Here is a 12625-nt window from a genome sequence, read left to right on the forward strand (position 1 = left end):
GGCCGCGCCCCTACCGCCCGAGCAGCCGGTCGGCCACCGCCTCGACGCGTTCGCGCAGCCCCTCCTGGCTCTTCCCGCCGTCGAACCGCTCCCCGCCGATGACGTAGGTGGGGGTCCCGGTCACGCCGATCGCCTTGCCCTCCGCCTGGTCCGCGTCGACGATCAGCAGGTGGCGACCGTCGACGAGCGCGGTGTCGAACTCCTCCGCGTCCAGCCCCAGCTCCGCCGCGATGTCCACGAGCAGCGGCTCGCCCCGGCTGCCGAGCTCCTCCGTGCGCGCGAGGACGGCTTCGGCGTACTCCCATCCGCGGCCCTGCGTGAACGCCTCCTCGGCGGCCTGGGCGGCGGCGTAGGAGTGCTTGTGCTTCTCCAGCGGGAAGTGGCGGAGCTGGATCTCCAGGGCGTCGCCGTAGGTCTCCCGCAGCGTGCGGAGGTCGGTCAGGGCGGCGGCGCAGTCGGGGCACTGGAGTTCGCACCAGAACTCCAGGAAAGCGGTGCCGGGGGTCGCTTGGTTCATGGGGCCAGTCTCCCACCGGGGGAGGAGGCGTCCCGGAGATCACCCTGACGTTGCCCGCGGACCATGGCCCGGCAGGGCCGTACAGGTGCACGATGGAGGCATAAGTCCCCTTCGGAGGAGCTGCGCATGCTGACCTCGACCGTGTGTGTGGCGCTGTCCGCGGCGGGCCTCGCCATCGCGGTGCTCACCGCGTACCGCCGCAGGTTCTCCCGGGCGGTGCGCATCGCCGCGGTGGCGCTGCTGCCCGTCGGGTTCTGGATGACGGGCCTGGCCACCCTGGGCGGCAAGGTGGTCGCCGCCGTCGGTGACTGGACGGCCGGCCTGGTCTTCAAGCCCTCGGTGTGGGCGGGGTTCGGCGTCCTCGCGCTGGCCGTCGTGCTCTACGCGGTGGGCCGGATCGCCGGACGGCGCGGAGTCGCGCCCGAGCGGCGAGGGACGCCCGCGGCCGTGCCCGGCGCGAGTGCTCCGGCGCTCGGCGCGGGTCGGCGGCCGGAAGTACGGCCGGAGTCCAAGAAGGCCAAGGAGAAGATCAGAACCGATCCCGACCTGGCCGAATTCGGTGAGATCGAGGAGATCCTCAAGCGCCGGGGCATCTGAGCGGCGTGTTGGTCGCGGGGGCCGTCGGCACTGCGCCATCATCGCGGTGGTGCAAACCCCAACTACCGCCCCCAGGGCGTTAGTTGGCGTGCCCCGGGGCGTACGGTTGTGCGAGTTCGTGCCCCTGCCGAACGTCCCACGACCTTGTAAGGCCATGGAACTCGAAAACGACGAGCCGCGCGGTTGCCTCTTCGCGCTCTCCCAGCCGCCGCTGATGCTGTTCCTGACCGTCATCGGCGGCCTGCTCGGCCTCGGCGGGCTCTACGACCTCTGGCCGTTCTGAGCCGGGACCGCCACCGCCTCGCGGCGCCGCGCCCGGTAGGCCGCCACATGCAGCCGGTTGCCGCAGGTGCGGCTGTCGCAGTAGCGGCGGGAGCGGTTGCGGGACAGGTCCACGAAGGCGCGGCGGCAGTCGGGTGCGTCGCAGTGGCGCAGCCGCTCGCGCTCGCCGGCCACGAGGATGAACGCCAGGGCCATGCCGCAGTCCGCGGCGAGATGGTGCGCCAGCGACGCCCCGGGCGCGAAGTAGTGCACGTGCCAGTCGTAGCCGTCGTGGTCCGTCAGACGGGGAGTGGTGCCCGCCTCGGCGACCAGCGCGTTGACCACCGCGGCCGCCGCCGGCGTGCTCGGGGCGGTGAACGTCTGCGCGAAGAGGCCGCGTATCCTGCGGACGGCCAGCAGGTCCTGCTCGTCGAGCGTGTTCACTTCGCTGATCTCGTTGCGCTCCACGAAGGCCTGCAGCGCCGTGAGATCGGGGAGACCCTCCCGGCCGTCGCTCTCCGGCGTGGTGTTGATCAGGTCCACCACGCAGTCGAGCGCGCACCTGGTGTCATGGTTGATCAGCACGGAATCGCTCTCTCCCTGGCCTTGTGGGGCGGGCGTTCCGGTGACTGTAGCGCGAGAGCCGCCGTCGTGGAGCGGCACGGCTCCGCGGCGGCGGCTTCGGCGGGTCGGGTCCGCGCCGTACCCCCGAGATGCGTACGGCAGCGGACGGTCGGCGGACTCAGCTCTCGGCGAGGATGTGCGAGAGCTCGGTGTCCAGATCGAAGTGTCGATGCTCGGTACCGGGCGGCACCGCGGCGTCGGTCCGCTTGAGGAACGACTCCAGGGCGCGTGCCGGGGCCTCCAGCAGCGCCTCCCCCTCGGGAGAGCTGAGGGCGATGCAGACGACGCCCTGACCGTGACTGCGGGACGGCCAGACCCGGACGTCGCCGGTACCGGTGGGCCGGTGCAGCCCTTCGGCGAGCAGGTCGCGGGCGAAGACCCATTCGACCGTCTCCTCGGCACCGGTGTGGAAAGTGGCGTGCACGGCGTAGGGATCGGCCGTGTCGTACCGCAAGCCCGCGGGCACGGGCAGTGACGATTCGCTCGACACAACGAGGCGCAGGTGCAGCTCGCAGCTGACCGTGGTGTTCATAAGCGCCAGGGCCTTTCGCTCAGTGTGCGCTCGGGGATTCGCACGTCGGCGAAATCGACATGCCACCTGCGGGGACGTTGTAAACCCCTCTGACGGGTTTGTGAGGGTTCCGGTACCTCGTCCGGCCGAGTTCTTTTCCTCCCCGGCGAGCCATTCCGGTGAGGGAGCGAGGTCGGGTACGTTGGAGAACATGACTGCGGAGAGTGACGAGCGAAGGACGGCCGTGGCCACGGATCCCGCCGACGGTGACGTCGGCAACGGCGGCACCGAGGGCGACGTGCCGGGACCGGGCGGTTCCGAACGCCCGCTGGGCTCCCGGGCACCGCTCTTCATCCGGCGGTCCCGGGCGCTCCACGTGAGCTGGCAGGTCGGGGTCTTCGTCATCGGCCTCGCCATTGTCGGCGGCGGCATCGTCCTGCTCCCGCTGCCCGGTCCCGGCTGGGTGATCATCTTCGCCGGTATGGCCGTATGGGCGACCGAGTTCGTCTGGGCCCAGCTCGTGCTGCGCTGGACCAAGCGGAAGGTCACCGAGGCCGCCCATAAGGCGCTCGACCCGAAGGTCCGGCGTCGCAACATCGTCCTCACCACCGTCGGCCTCGTGATCGTCGGCGCCCTGCTCGGCTACTACCTGTGGCGCTTCGGCTTCGTCATGCCGTGGCGCGCGGGCATGGACTGACGCCGGCAGCCCGGTCCGGGCCACGGCTGACATGCGGTAATGTTGTCCCCGCGACGGGCGATTAGCTCAGCGGGAGAGCACTTCGTTCACACCGAAGGGGTCACTGGTTCGATCCCAGTATCGCCCACCGTCCCGAAGGCCTGGAGGCGCAGCCTCCAGGCCTTCGCCCTTTCCCCCACCCTCCCGCCCGTGTGCCCTGTGAAGTCACGCGCCCCGACGCAAGTGGTTGGGGGGTCGGGTTCGGGGCCTCCGGGGCTGCCATTCTGGACAGCACATTTAGGTGCCTCAGGCACTCTCGGCTGCGCACTCCGGGTCACGCACCCAAATATGCTCCAGTGTCCAGAACGCCACCCCTACGACCCCGCCCCCTCAGGTCTCGTATCGCGCCTGATCCCCGGTGGGGGTGTGGGGGCGGTCCGTGCTCAAGCTGTCGTTGGCGCAGCGCGGTCGTACCGTGTGCGTGTCCGGACCGGGCCGGACCACCAACGCCCCAACAAGCGCCGCGCAAAGACGGCTGCTGGGTGACCGTTCCCCCGCAACCGACTCCGCCGCACTGACTGCGCCACGGGCCACGCCGCCTTCTCACCCCCCCCCACCGGGGATCAGGCGCGAGAGCTCACGGAGGGGGCGGGGTCGTAGGGGTGGATGTTCTGGACGTTCGGCATATTTGTGTGCGGGATCCGGGGTGAACAATGGTGAGCGCTGGAAACGCACGTAAATATCCAGTCCAGGACGTGCAGCCCCGGAGGCCCCGAACCCGGCCCCCACACCACTTGCGCCGGGGCACCTGACTTCACAGGGCACACGGGCGGGAGGGCGGGGAAAAACCCGGCTCAATGGAGCCGCAGGAGCCGCCGCCGCAGGCGGCGAACCTCCCGCAACCGCCGCTCGTACGTCGCGCCCAGCGCGACCAGCAGCAACCCCGCCACCCCCAACGGCACCCACCGGGGCACCGCGTCCAGCGCCTGCACGACGAAGGGCGCCAGCTCGCGGATCGCGTCGAGGGCGAGGACGGCGCCGCCGAGGAGGAGCGGGGCGGCCAGCCGCCGGGCCGCGCCCAGCAGTGTCACGGCGAGGGCGGCGGCGCCGAGCAGGAGGGGCCGGTGCCATCCCGGGTCGCCCCAGGCGGTGACGAGCGAGGGCAGCAGCGTGACGGCGAGCCCGGGGCCGTAGGCGAGCCAGGAGGAGACCGCGGGGTCGCGGCGCCGCGCGAGCAGGCCGAGGGTGAGGGCGACCGCGCCGACCGGGGCGGTGTACGCCTCGGGCGTCGTGACGCCGGACGCCGCGAGGCGGACCCAGAGCGCCGCGACGAACAGCGCGGTCGCGACATGGTGGAGGCGGCGCCGTTCGGCCCGGAGTCCGGCGACCGCGGCCATGACGGCCCCGGTGCAGGCCAGGGCGAGGGCCAGCGGTGCGGGCTCGCCGGCCGCGAGGCTGAGCGCGAGGGCGGCGGCCGCGTACCCCGGGTACTCGAAGGCGCGGGCGGTCCGGGCCAGGGCGAGTGCCTGGGCGGCCGCGGCGACGCCCAGGACGGCGAAGGCGGCCTCGTGCGGCTGCCACCCCGCGACGAGGGGACCGTCCCATGCCAGGCCCGCCGCGCAGGCTGTCGCGCAGGCGGCGCTGACCGCCCGCGTGCGGGGCGCGGCGGCGAAGAGGGCGCCGTACGCCACGAGCAGCAGCGCCAGCACGGTGAGCGTCAGCGGGCCGTCCTCGTGCACCCATCCGATCGTGGTGACCGCCAGGACGCCCGCCGTGGTGAGCGCGACGGGCGCGAGGGCGACGGCCGACAGCGCCAGGAGCGAGGCGACGGCGGCCACGCGCATCAGCGGCAGGTCGACAGCGCACAGAGCGGCCGCGGCCGCCACGACCGCGGCGGAGGCCGCGGGGCGGGAGCCCGGGCGGCGGGCGGCCGCCGCGAGTGTCGCGGCGGTGAGCCCGGCGACGACGGGCGCCGCGGCCGGCCCGTGGAAGTCGCCGGGGGTGAGGAGGGCGACGGTGAGCGGCGGCAGGGCCCACAGGACGGTCACGGCGCCGGCGGCGGCCGCGCCGGAGGCCAGGCCGGCGGTCACCGCGCGCCGCAGGGGGAGGACCGCGGCCGCGGCCAGTGCCGCCGTGGCGCACAGCAGGTAGCCCACGGCGGCCCAGTCGTCCGGCACCAGGACGCGGACGGTCCCGCCGGCCGCCGCGACCGCGGACACCGCGGCGACGCCGGCGAGGATGCCCGCGACGGGCGCGGCCGGTGTGCGCCGCAGTGCCGCCGTCCCCGCGACGGCAGCGGCGCCGAGCAGCAGGCCGCTCGCCCGCAGGGCCGCGCCGGTGCCGGTCGCGGTGGCGGAGAGGGCGCCGGCGAGCAGCAGTCCGCACAGACCGAGGGCGGTGCCGGACACGGCGGCGGTCAGGTGCGGCCCGGGCCGCCGCAGGCTCGGCGCGGCCACCGTGTCGAGCGCGGCCGTGGCGAGCAGCGCGGTCGCCGTCGCGTACGCCGACCCGCTCGCCCACGCCCAGAGGCACAGGGGGAGTTGGGCCAGGACGAGCGCGAGGGGCAGGGGCAGTGCCAGGCGCGGCAGCAGCCGGGCGTAGCCGGCCCAGGCGGCGCTCACGACGGCCAGGGCGACGGCGGCGTAGCGCAGGCCGTCCGGTCCGGGGAAGGCCACCCGCCGCAGGGCGTAGGCGTCGAGGAGCAGCAGGACGAGGGCGAGGCATGCCGCGACCTCCGCCGTCGCCGTCAGCGAGCGGCGCAGCAGCAGGGCGGGGACGGCCGCGGCGGCGACGGTGAGGGCGCCCAGGACCGCGGAGCGGCCGGCGATGCCGAGGTGGCCCCAGCTGAGGACGGTGAACGCGATCGCGGCGACCGCGAGCAGCAGCCCGCCGAGGGCGAGCAACAGGTGCTGCACCGTGCGCGGTGCGGCGTCGGGTGCGGCAACGGGCCTGCCCCATGCGGGAGTCGGGGTCGCGGGGACGGCGGGCCGCAGGTGCGCGAGCAGCTGTGCGCGCCGCATGAGCAGCCGGCCGCGTTCGGCGTCCAGGCGCAGGATCGCGCGGTCGGTGGCGCGCAGTTCGTCGGCGGCCGGTCCCACCAGCGTCGTCCCGCACCGGGGGCAGGCGGGTGCCGGCGCCATCGGCGGTACGGGTGCGGGCAGGTACCAGCCGCAGCCGGGGCAGCGGTCGGTGTGCGGGCGCGTCGGGTCCATGTCCCGGAGTGTGGCGGCGGGGCGCGGTGCCCCGCCATGCGCGCGGCTACTCAGATGCGGGCTGAGTACGCACACTGGCTCCATGGACTGGAGCCGCTACCGCTTCCGCGCCCTGTGGGAGTTGCCCGCGCCGCCCGAGACCGTCTACGGCCTGCTGGAGCGGCCCGACCAGTACCCGTCCTGGTGGCCGCAGATCCGCGAGGTGCGGCAGACCGGCGAGACGGTGGGCATGCTGCGCTTCCGCTCCGTCCTGCCGTACGACCTGCTGGTGACCGCGCGGCAGACCCGGCGGGACCCGGCGGCCCGGGTGCTGGAGGCGGCGATGAGCGGTGACCTGGAGGGCTGGGTGCGCTGGACGGTCGGCGCGGGCCGGAGGGGCGGCGGGACGCGGCTGCTGTTCGAGGAGGACGTGGTCGTCAACAAGCCGCTGATGCGGCGGCTCGCCGTGCCGTGCCGCCCGTTGTTCCGGGCCAACCACGCGCTGATGATGCGGAGCGGCAGGCGCGGTCTGGCGGCCCGGCTGGCCGCCGACGCGAGGGCCGGCGGCCAAGTGGTTTGAACGCAGTGCCCCGGGCCCTGTATGGTTCAGGACGTTCCCGGGCGATTAGCTCAGCGGGAGAGCACTTCGTTCACACCGAAGGGGTCACTGGTTCGATCCCAGTATCGCCCACGCACCACGGAAGGCCGGTCCTGAGGGACCGGCCTTCCGCCGTTCTACGCCGCGGGTTCCTCCGGTGCCGGGACCGGGGCCGAGGGGCGCAGCGGCCAGGCCGGGTCGACCCGCTCGTCCGTGCCGCTGCGGGTGAACCACGCCTGGAGCCCCCGTGCCTGGCCGGCGTGCCACAGGGCCTGACGGGCGTGCAGTTCCGCCGCAGGCATGCTGCCTATGCGGTCGGCGAAGCGCCGGCCCAGTTCGCGGACGAGGGCCAGCGCGGCGAGCGCGTCCGCGGAGGCGTCGTGCGCGTCGGTCAGGGCCACCCCGTAGTGCGCGCACAGGTCGGTGAGCGTGCGGCGGCCCTTGCGGTAACGGTCGACGTACTTGTCCAGCACCCGCGGATCGAGCACCCGCAGCGGCCCCCGCACCAGGTAGCCGTCCAGGGCCGTGCCGCGGTGCCGGCGCAACTCGCGGTCCAGCAGCGTGAGATCGAAGGGCGCGTTCATCACGACCAGGGGCACGCCGTGGGCGGCCTGGTCGGCGAGCGCCCGGGCCATCTCCTCCATGACGGGCCCCGGCCGGCGGCCGTTGGCCTGCAAGTAGGCGTCGTCCAGCCCGTGCACCGCGCGGGCGCCGTCCGGTACCGGGACGCCGGGATCGACCAGCCAGCCGGTCGTGCGCGGCGGCGCGTGCGGTGTGTCCTGCACCACCAGCGCGGCGGAGACCACACGGTCCCGCTCCACGTCCACGCCGGTGGTCTCGGTGTCGAAGGCGGCCAATGGGCCGTCGTACCAGTGCGGCATGGCGCACCCCCCGTACAAAGGTGACGAATTGACGGATCGCTCATTCATTGATTACCCGTGACCGGATGTCACCGAACCCGGCTCGTTTGCGACTTGACGCCGAGGGGGATGGAAAGGGTACGGGGAATCATCAGGAGTCCCGCGGCCCGGAGAGGCACGGAGAGCGATGGCGCTCGAGCAGCCCATACCGGGCGGGCTGCTGCCGGAGCGGATCGAGCCGCTGCGGGGCGGGCTCGCCACCACCAGTTGCATGGAAACCCTGCAGGTGGGATACCTGCACGCGGTCGCCGCGGCCGCGGGATGTTCGCTCGCGCAGCCCTTTCCGGACAACGGGATCGACTGGCACATAAGTCACAGCTCACGTGGCCACGGCATCGACGACGAGGTCACGATCAAGGTGCAGCTCAAGTGCACCTACCAGGTGGCACCGCGCCCGCCCGGGCCCACCTTCGCCTTCACGCTCGAGAACGAGCACCTGGTGAAGCTGGCCCGGTCCCCGGTCTCGGTGCACAAGATCCTGGTGGTGATGCTCGTCCCGCGCACCCAGGAGGAATGGCTGCGGGCCAGCCACGACCGGCTGGAACTGCGACACTGCTGTTACTGGACGAACCTCGCCGGGCACGCCGTGACCGGCAAGCGCAAGACCACCGTGCGGATACCCACCGCGCGGATCTTCGACGACCGCGCCCTGTGCGAGATCATGACCCGGGTCGGGGCGGGAGGGAGGCCCTGATGAGCCGGCCGGCCGACGACGTACTCGTGCCGCCCGACCCCGAGCGGGTCGACCCCGGTGTGCTCACCGCGCTGCTGGCCCGCCACGGCTGGCAGTTGCGCGGTGGGGCACCCGGCCGCTACACGCGCTGGACGCCGCCCGGCGAGGCCGGGGCCTCCGGCCGTATGAGCCTCCTGGTGCCCGACCGGCGAGGCGAGGCCCGTTACGCGGACCACGAGGAACTGCTCGGGGAGGCGCTGGACGCCCTCGCACGCTGCGGTGTGCCCTCGGCGCGCGAGGTGCTGACCGCGCTCGCCGTGCCGGGCGACGAGATCCGCTGGCAGCGTGCGGTACCGCTGGTCGACGGTGCCGCCGTGACGTGGACCGCGGCCGAGCAGCTGCGCTCCGCGGCCCGGATCATGCTGATGGCCGCGGCCCGCGCCGAGCGGGACCGCTTCGGCTACTTCGGCCAGCGGCACACCGGCCACGCCACCGCCTTCCTGGAGCAGGTGCTCGTCGGTCCCGCCCCGGCGGGGCACCAGCTCACCGCCTACTGCCCGGTCCCGGAGGGGCGGTCCGTCACCGCGACGCTGCTGCGGGCGCTGCAGGCCGCCCGGGACGCGGTGGACTACCAGCGCACGACCGGCGGCATGGAGGCCTTCGACGCCGCCGTCGGCCTGGGTGTCTGCCATGAGCTCGCCGACTCCCTGATCCGCCTGATACGCGGGACCGAGGGCGTGGCCGTCACGCTCTCCTGGGCCCCGGGGGCCGGGCCACCCGCCGGATTCGCGGCCGTGCCCGAGCCGGTCGAGTTCTCCCCTGGCGACCTCCCGGCCCTGGAGGCCGCCAGCGAGCGTTATGTGCGTGAGGAACCCTCGGTGGACGTGCGCGTCACCGGGACGGTCACCCGGCTGCGCCGCCCGCGCCCTTCCGGCAGCGGCACCGTGCGGCTGCGGGTGCTGGCGGGGGCGGACGTCCGGCACATCCGGGTGCGCCTGGCGGAGGACGCCTACCGGATCGCCGCCCAGGCGCATCTGGTGGGGCTGCCCGTCCGGCTGTCGGGCCGGCTGGAGACCCGTACCGGCTTCCGGCACCTGACCCATCCGACCGCCCTCACCCCGGTCCACGTCGACGAGGCCGACCGCGACCGGCTGCTGAAGGCGCTGCACGGCGGGGTCGACACCTTCGAGGACTCCTTCGGCGGGTGACGCTCGCCCCCGGCAGCGATCACTTCGCGGCGGACCCGCGGGGCTCGGTAGGATTCAGCGGTGCAGCTTCCGCTGCCGGGCCCCAGTGGGACATACGTCAGGAGAGACCGGTGTCAGACGTCCGTGTGACCATCAAACGCGATTCCGATGAGCGGGAAGAGCGCGTGGTGACCACGGGCACGACGGCCGCGGAGCTCTTCGAGGGCGATCGCACCGTCGTCGCCGCGCGCGTCGCGGGGCAGCTGAAGGACCTCGCGTACGAGATCGCCGACGGCGACGAGGTCGAGCCCGTGGGGATCGGCAGCGAGGACGGCCTGAACATCCTGCGCCACTCCACCGCGCACGTGATGGCGCAGGCCGTGCAGGAGCTCTTCCCGGAGGCGAAGCTCGGCATCGGCCCGCCCATCAAGGACGGCTTCTACTACGACTTCGACGTCGAGACGCCCTTCCACCCCGACGACCTCAAGCGCATCGAGAAGAAGATGCAGGAGATCGTCAAGCGGGGCCAGCGCTTCTCCCGCCGTGCCGTCAGCGACGACGCCGCCCGCGAGGAGCTGGCGGCCGAGCCGTACAAGCTGGAGCTGATCGGCCTCAAGGGCTCCGCCGCCGACGCGGCCGAGGGCGCCTCCGCCGAGGTCGGCGCCGGCGAGCTGACCATCTACGACAACCTGGACCCCAAGACCGGCGAGCTGTGCTGGAAGGACCTCTGCCGCGGTCCCCACCTGCCCACCACCCGGATCATCCCGGCGTTCAAGCTGATGCGCTCCGCCGCCGCCTACTGGCGCGGCAGCGAGAAGAACAAGCAGCTCCAGCGCATCTACGGCACCGCCTGGCCGTCCAGGGACGAGCTGAAGGAGTACCTGGACTTCCTCGTCGAGGCCGAGAAGCGCGACCACCGCAAGCTCGGCGCCGAGCTCGACCTGTTCTCCGTCCCGGAGCAGATCGGTTCGGGCCTCGCGGTCTTCCACCCCCGGGGCGGCATCATCCGCCGGGTCATGGAGGACTACTCGCGGCGTCGGCACGAGGAGGAGGGGTACGAGTTCGTCTACACCCCGCACGCCACCAAGGGGAAGCTGTTCGAGACCTCGGGCCACCTGGACTGGTACGCCGACGGCATGTACCCGCCCATGCAGCTGGACGAGGGCGTCGACTACTACCTCAAGCCGATGAACTGCCCGATGCACAACCTGATCTTCGATGCCCGCGGCCGGTCCTACCGTGAACTGCCGCTGCGGCTCTTCGAGTTCGGCACCGTGTACCGGTACGAGAAGTCGGGCGTCGTGCACGGCCTCACCCGCGCCCGCGGCTTCACGCAGGACGACGCGCACATCTACTGCACCCGCGAGCAGATGGCCGACGAGCTCGACAAGACGCTCACCTTCGTCCTCAACCTGCTGCGCGACTACGGCCTGACCGACTTCTACCTGGAGCTGTCCACCAAGGACCCGGTGAAGTACGTCGGTTCGGACGAGACCTGGGAGGAGGCCACCGAGGTGCTGCGCCAGGTGGCCGAGAAGCAGGGCCTCCCGCTCGTCCCGGACCCGGGCGGCGCCGCCTTCTACGGCCCGAAGATCTCCGTTCAGGCCAAGGACGCCATCGGCCGCACCTGGCAGATGTCGACCGTGCAGCTGGACTTCAACCTGCCCGAGCGCTTCGACCTCCAGTACACGGCCGCCGACGGCACCAAGCAGCGGCCGGTCATGATCCACCGCGCCCTCTTCGGTTCCATCGAGCGCTTCTTCGCGGTGCTGCTGGAGCACTACGCGGGCGCCTTCCCGGCCTGGCTGGCCCCCGTGCAGGCGGTCGGCATCCCGATCGGCGACGCCCACGTGTCGTACCTGGAGGACTTCGCCGCCGCGGCGAAGAAGAAGGGCCTGCGGGTCGAGGTGGACGGCTCCGCGGACCGCATGCAGAAGAAGATCCGCAACGCCCAGAAGAACAAGGTGCCCTTCATGGTCATCGTCGGCGACGAGGACATGGCGGCCGGCACGGTCTCCTTCCGCTACCGCGACGGCTCGCAGAAGAACGGCATCCCGCGCGACGAGGCCCTCGCCGAGATCGCCAAGGCCGTCGAGGACCGCGTCCAGGTCTGACGACCGCGAGCCCGCAGGGTATGACCGGGCCCCCGGAGGACTATCCGTCCTCCGGGGGCCTTCGTCCGTTCCGGCGCTCCTCGGGACGGCGGAAGCTCTGGGTCAGCCAGGACGCGAAGGAGGCGACGACCGCCCCGATCAGGACGACGCCGAGGAACATCACGCCCGCCCCGATCAGCCGTCCCTTGGCGGTGACGGGCACGACGTCGCCGTAGCCGGTCGTGGTCACCGCGGAGCAGGCCCACCACACCGCGTCGCCGTAGGTGCGGATGGAGGCGCCGGGCGCCTGCCGCTCGATCGCGTACACCTGGAGGCTGGCCGCGAAGCCCAGCAGCAGCGTGGTGAGCCCGGCGTAGGACATCACACGGGCCTCCAGGGTGAGCCGGGGCCGCTCCCGGCGGCTCTGCACCGTGGAGTAGTTCTGCAGGATGCGCAAGGGGCGCAGCAGGGGCATGATCACGACCACCAGGTCCAGCCAGCGGCGCCGCACATAGGACCAGCGGTGGGGGGCCACCGTCACCCGCAGCAGATAGTCGGCGACGAAGAAGGCCCAGGTCACCAAGGTGAGCAGCAGGAGCAGGTCGCGCATGTCGCGTGGCAGCTCGTGGGCCAGCACGCGCACGGCGTAGGTGACGAGGAACACCAGGGACGCGACGGAGAGCGGCACGCTCCCGCGGCGCTCCCACTCCCGCAGCCGCCGCTCGTCTTGCAAGGGCATGGGGCCAGCATCCAGTGCTGCGCGGGGGAGCGCCCCCG

General features: G+C 72.9%; 13 protein-coding genes and 2 tRNA genes. 9 read left to right on the top strand and 6 right to left on the bottom strand.

The window, feature by feature from the left end; all coding sequences use genetic code 11:
- Positions 1 to 10: 10 nt before the first annotated feature.
- Positions 11 to 517 carry a DsbA family protein gene (locus tag ACIP9H_RS20890; protein ID WP_401960128.1) on the bottom strand — a complete coding sequence of 169 codons (507 nt, stop codon included), beginning with the start codon at positions 515 to 517 and terminating at the stop codon, positions 11 to 13.
- Positions 518 to 643: 126 nt separating this feature from the next.
- Between ACIP9H_RS20890 and ACIP9H_RS20895 the strand changes: the two genes are divergently transcribed.
- Together ACIP9H_RS20895 and ACIP9H_RS20900 are read left to right on the top strand one after the other, a co-directional pair.
- Positions 644 to 1114 carry a hypothetical protein gene (locus ACIP9H_RS20895; protein ID WP_401594064.1) on the top strand — a complete coding sequence of 157 codons (471 nt, stop codon included), beginning with the start codon at positions 644 to 646 and terminating at the stop codon, positions 1112 to 1114.
- A gap of 154 nt (positions 1115 to 1268) precedes the next feature.
- Positions 1269 to 1397: a hypothetical protein gene (locus ACIP9H_RS20900; RefSeq protein ID WP_319665437.1), complete on the top strand. Its 129-nt coding sequence runs from the start codon at positions 1269 to 1271 to the stop codon at positions 1395 to 1397.
- Here ACIP9H_RS20900 and ACIP9H_RS20905 read toward each other — a convergent pair.
- Positions 1376 to 1960: a CGNR zinc finger domain-containing protein gene (locus ACIP9H_RS20905; RefSeq protein WP_401594067.1), complete on the bottom strand. Its 585-nt coding sequence runs from the start codon at positions 1958 to 1960 to the stop codon at positions 1376 to 1378. The two genes, ACIP9H_RS20900 and ACIP9H_RS20905, sit on opposite strands and share 22 nt — an antisense overlap.
- Positions 1961 to 2117: 157 nt before the next feature.
- Positions 2118 to 2531: an SsgA family sporulation/cell division regulator gene (locus tag ACIP9H_RS20910; RefSeq protein WP_003959770.1), complete on the bottom strand. Its 414-nt coding sequence runs from the start codon at positions 2529 to 2531 to the stop codon at positions 2118 to 2120.
- Between the two features lie 190 nt (positions 2532 to 2721).
- On the opposite strand from ACIP9H_RS20910, the gene ACIP9H_RS20915 reads away from it, so the two are divergent.
- Both ACIP9H_RS20915 and ACIP9H_RS20920 read left to right on the top strand, forming a co-directional pair.
- Positions 2722 to 3207 (top strand): TIGR02611 family protein, encoded by a 486-nt coding sequence (locus tag ACIP9H_RS20915; protein WP_401960132.1) that lies wholly within the window; start codon positions 2722 to 2724, stop codon positions 3205 to 3207.
- A gap of 55 nt (positions 3208 to 3262) precedes the next feature.
- Positions 3263 to 3334 (top strand) — tRNA-Val (locus tag ACIP9H_RS20920).
- A gap of 706 nt (positions 3335 to 4040) precedes the next feature.
- Here ACIP9H_RS20920 and ACIP9H_RS20925 read toward each other — a convergent pair.
- Positions 4041 to 6398: an SCO7613 C-terminal domain-containing membrane protein gene (locus ACIP9H_RS20925; RefSeq protein ID WP_401960135.1), complete on the bottom strand. Its 2358-nt coding sequence runs from the start codon at positions 6396 to 6398 to the stop codon at positions 4041 to 4043.
- A gap of 82 nt (positions 6399 to 6480) precedes the next feature.
- Between ACIP9H_RS20925 and ACIP9H_RS20930 the strand changes: the two genes are divergently transcribed.
- Together ACIP9H_RS20930 and ACIP9H_RS20935 are read left to right on the top strand one after the other, a co-directional pair.
- On the top strand, positions 6481 to 6957 hold the full coding sequence (locus ACIP9H_RS20930; protein WP_401594076.1) for an SRPBCC family protein: 477 nt from the start codon (positions 6481 to 6483) through the stop codon (positions 6955 to 6957).
- Between the two features lie 39 nt (positions 6958 to 6996).
- A tRNA-Val gene (locus ACIP9H_RS20935) sits at positions 6997 to 7068 on the top strand.
- A gap of 44 nt (positions 7069 to 7112) precedes the next feature.
- Here ACIP9H_RS20935 and ACIP9H_RS20940 read toward each other — a convergent pair.
- Entirely contained in the window at positions 7113 to 7856 is a 744-nt protein-coding gene (locus ACIP9H_RS20940) for an exonuclease domain-containing protein (protein WP_401960138.1), read from the bottom strand.
- A 166-nt stretch (positions 7857 to 8022) separates the two neighbouring features.
- Here ACIP9H_RS20940 and ACIP9H_RS20945 point away from each other — a divergent pair, with 166 nt between their 5' ends.
- From ACIP9H_RS20945 to thrS, 3 genes are all read left to right on the top strand, one after another.
- Positions 8023 to 8589 carry a DUF4365 domain-containing protein gene (locus ACIP9H_RS20945; protein ID WP_401594081.1) on the top strand — a complete coding sequence of 189 codons (567 nt, stop codon included), beginning with the start codon at positions 8023 to 8025 and terminating at the stop codon, positions 8587 to 8589.
- Positions 8589 to 9776: a hypothetical protein gene (locus ACIP9H_RS20950; RefSeq protein ID WP_401594083.1), complete on the top strand. Its 1188-nt coding sequence runs from the start codon at positions 8589 to 8591 to the stop codon at positions 9774 to 9776. The genes ACIP9H_RS20945 and ACIP9H_RS20950 overlap by 1 nt, the downstream gene beginning before the upstream one ends.
- A gap of 110 nt (positions 9777 to 9886) precedes the next feature.
- Positions 9887 to 11869 (top strand): threonine--tRNA ligase, encoded by a 1983-nt coding sequence (gene thrS / locus ACIP9H_RS20955; protein WP_401594086.1) that lies wholly within the window; start codon positions 9887 to 9889, stop codon positions 11867 to 11869.
- 40 nt (positions 11870 to 11909) lie between these two features.
- On the opposite strand, the gene ACIP9H_RS20960 is transcribed toward thrS, so the two are convergent.
- Positions 11910 to 12587 carry a potassium channel family protein gene (locus ACIP9H_RS20960; RefSeq protein WP_401594088.1) on the bottom strand — a complete coding sequence of 226 codons (678 nt, stop codon included), beginning with the start codon at positions 12585 to 12587 and terminating at the stop codon, positions 11910 to 11912.
- Positions 12588 to 12625: the final 38 nt, after the last annotated feature.

The sequence above is a fragment of the Streptomyces sp. NPDC088732 genome (genome assembly GCF_044751205.1).
GTDB lineage: Bacteria > Actinomycetota > Actinomycetes > Streptomycetales > Streptomycetaceae > Actinacidiphila.

Coding starts and splice junctions, on each gene's coding strand:
- ACIP9H_RS20890 (WP_401960128.1), bottom strand. CDS start 517: ATGAACCAAGCGACCCCCGGCACCGCTTTCCTGGAGTTCTGGTGCGAA.
- ACIP9H_RS20895 (WP_401594064.1), top strand. CDS start 644: ATGCTGACCTCGACCGTGTGTGTGGCGCTGTCCGCGGCGGGCCTCGCC.
- ACIP9H_RS20900 (WP_319665437.1), top strand. CDS start 1,269: ATGGAACTCGAAAACGACGAGCCGCGCGGTTGCCTCTTCGCGCTCTCC.
- ACIP9H_RS20910 (WP_003959770.1), bottom strand. CDS start 2,531: ATGAACACCACGGTCAGCTGCGAGCTGCACCTGCGCCTCGTTGTGTCG.
- ACIP9H_RS20915 (WP_401960132.1), top strand. CDS start 2,722: ATGACTGCGGAGAGTGACGAGCGAAGGACGGCCGTGGCCACGGATCCC.
- ACIP9H_RS20925 (WP_401960135.1), bottom strand. CDS start 6,398: ATGGACCCGACGCGCCCGCACACCGACCGCTGCCCCGGCTGCGGCTGG.
- ACIP9H_RS20930 (WP_401594076.1), top strand. CDS start 6,481: ATGGACTGGAGCCGCTACCGCTTCCGCGCCCTGTGGGAGTTGCCCGCG.
- ACIP9H_RS20940 (WP_401960138.1), bottom strand. CDS start 7,856: ATGCCGCACTGGTACGACGGCCCATTGGCCGCCTTCGACACCGAGACC.
- ACIP9H_RS20945 (WP_401594081.1), top strand. CDS start 8,023: ATGGCGCTCGAGCAGCCCATACCGGGCGGGCTGCTGCCGGAGCGGATC.
- ACIP9H_RS20950 (WP_401594083.1), top strand. CDS start 8,589: ATGAGCCGGCCGGCCGACGACGTACTCGTGCCGCCCGACCCCGAGCGG.
- ACIP9H_RS20960 (WP_401594088.1), bottom strand. CDS start 12,587: ATGCCCTTGCAAGACGAGCGGCGGCTGCGGGAGTGGGAGCGCCGCGGG.